The organism is Moorena sp. SIO2C4 (assembly GCF_010672485.1).
GTDB classification, from domain to species: domain Bacteria; phylum Cyanobacteriota; class Cyanobacteriia; order Cyanobacteriales; family Coleofasciculaceae; genus Moorena; species Moorena producens.
Genome location: NZ_JAAHGN010001030.1, coordinates 1 through 2,676, shown reverse-complemented (window position 1 = coordinate 2,676; position 2,676 = coordinate 1). Strand labels below are relative to the sequence as shown.

Sequence of the window (2,676 nt, the reverse complement as noted above, 5' to 3'; positions counted from 1 at the left end):
TGTTAGGGGTGGGTTCCTCTTCCCTCTTCCCCTCCTGGGAGGGGTTAGGGGTGGGTTCCTCTTCCCTCTTGGGTGCATCTCAGTTTTGCAATTAGGCAAAAATTCGGGAGAAAATTCCCACACTCCCCGCGCCCCCGCCCCGCGCCCGGGCCCCACACTTGAGATCTTTTTTACAAATATGAGATGCACCCTCCCTCTTCCGAAGTCCCTGCTCCCTAAAACCCAAAAACTTGTACCTTACTAGATTAAAAACCGCTATACTGATACCAAGTCTAGGTCACATACCTCCCAATACTACTGAGTTAGTAGCCGACACCCGTACCGAAATTCAGCTACACCAAGGAAATCGGGTTTCGCTACTGTGATCCGACTGTGGGGGATCCCTTGCAGTATTGAAATCCCTGGTTAGATCTTTACCCTGTTCCTTCGCAAAACCTTGTTCAAGATCACCTTCTATGTCCACTACACTTGATTTAAGTCCAAAGAACTATGAATAAGATTCTAGTAATTGAAGACGAGCCAATAATTCGGAAGAAGCTACTCACGCTGCTCAGAGCAGAAGGGTTCGAGACGATTAGTAGTGACAACGGTAACAGTGGGGTCAAGCTTGCTCAAAACCAGCAGCCAGATTTAATTATTTGTGATATAATCATACCTCAGCTAGATGGTTATGGTGTTTTAAAGACTCTACAGGAAGATCCCGTCACTGCTGCGATTCCCTTTATTTTCCTCAGCTCCAAAGCTGACTGGTCGGATTGGCGTATGGTGATGAGGTTAGGGGCTGATGATTATCTGATCAAGCCTGTTAAGCGCGAAGAATTGCTAGATGCGATCGCTACTCGACTACAAAAACGACTTTATCAAACCAAGCGCCATCATCTTGAACTGAAAAAAGTCCAAGCTCAACTGAACTACCTACTCCGTTATGACCAGGTTACTAACTTGCCGAACCGACTCTTGCTAGAAGAGCGATTTAATCAACTACTGCTCCAACGACAGGGACGTTATCGTCGTCTGCCAGTGCTGTCTTTAAGCTTTGACCAACTCAACCAGATCAACAATACCCTAGGCCCTGTTAGTGGTGATTTGTTACTTCAGGCCGTGGCCAAACGACTTCTTGGTAGGGTTGGACCTTTGGATACAGTGGCTCAGTTAGGGATAGATCAATTTGTGATCTTGCTAGCTACTACAATTAACCAGACAGAGATAGGGCAAATGGCGGAAACACTGATCGATGCTTTATCCTTACCCTTTACTATAGGAGAATATGAGATTGTCCTGACCCCTAGAATCGGCATCGCCTGCTTTGGTAGGGATGCTCTTGATCTAAATACCCTGATCACCCATGCCAACGGAGCCAGAGAAAATGCTGGACAAAAAGGACAGAAGGCTTACGAATTTTATATTGCTTCGATTGGTGACAAATCCCAACAAGCCCTATGGCTAGAATTACAATTGCGCCAAGCATTGCCAAAGGATGAACTTCAAGTTTACTATCAGCCCAAAGTAAATCTGAGAACTGGAGAAATCGAGGGAGCAGAAGCCTTAATCCGTTGGCATCATCGAGCATTGGGAGCAATCTCTCCAGCTAAATTCATTCCCCTAGCTGAGAAAACTGGTTTGATTGTGCCTCTAGGAGAGTGGGTACTGCGAAAAGCCTGTACCCAAGCCAAACTCTGGCAAACTCAAGGGTTGTCCCCAGTACAAATCGCTGTAAATTTATCGGGACATCAGTTTAATCAACCCAATCTCAGTAACTCAATCCTAGCAATTCTTGAAGAAACCGAACTTGACCCGAGATATTTGCAATTGGAATTAACCGAAAGTACCCTCATGGACAATCCCAACCATGCGATCGCTACCTTAAAAGAGTTAAAGTCCTTTGGTATTCAGATCTCGATTGATGATTTTGGAACCGGTTACTGTTCTCTGAGCTATCTGAGACTATTTCCCTTTGATGTGTTAAAAATTGACCGTTCTTTCGTTTGCCAACTTACAGAGGATGTAAAAAACGAAGCCATTACGACTGCGATTTTGCAAATGGCTCACAGTCTCAACTTGAAGGTGGTAGCGGAAGGGGTGGAGACAGCTAGCCAACTGGCGTTCCTGTGTGGTCATAAGTGTGATGAAATTCAGGGTTATTGCTTCAGTCCTCCATTATCGGCTCCAACCTTCACAGAATGGCTTAGTACTGGTAAAAGGCTTTCACTCTCTTCTCTGGGATAATTTATTGGTTTATTAATTTAATTATTTAATTATTTTATTAGTTAGTCATTATTAAGACATCTGATCAGATTTGACAATTCATTGTAAAAAATAGTTACAGTTTTTTGAAATTACCCAAAATCCCTATATACTTTATTATATTTATTTGGCCTCTTGCCTTTTGCCTGGAAGCTTTTCCCTCAGGGATTATGTTAACAACTAAAATGTAAGTGCTATAGCCATTAGCAATGGTTTAGAAGACAGTTGTTTTGTAGGAACACGATCTGATCGTGCCCCTACTTTCTCCGATCCAAGATGAGAACAGCTATAATCGGCTGAACACTCAGCACTCCCCACTCATTAACTGAGTATTCAGCTTAGATTACTTGCTCCACTTCAAGGATTTCAGGGATAAATTCCTTTAAGCGGCGCTCAATCCCAATTCTCAGGGTCATGGTAGAGCTAGGGCAA

At 43.7% G+C, this 2,676-nt stretch carries 2 protein-coding genes; one reads left to right on the top strand and one right to left on the bottom strand.

Features of this window, described 5'->3' with window-relative positions:
* Positions 1–489 precede the first annotated feature (489 nt).
* On the top strand, positions 490–2,226 hold the full coding sequence (locus tag F6K20_RS33185) for an EAL domain-containing response regulator (RefSeq protein ID WP_008182437.1): 1,737 nt from the start codon (positions 490–492) through the stop codon (positions 2,224–2,226).
* Between the two features lie 356 nt (positions 2,227–2,582).
* Here the strand turns inward: F6K20_RS33185 and F6K20_RS33180 are convergent.
* On the bottom strand, positions 2,583–2,676 hold a 94-nt coding region (locus F6K20_RS33180; RefSeq protein ID WP_287297601.1), incomplete at its 5' end, for a NifU family protein.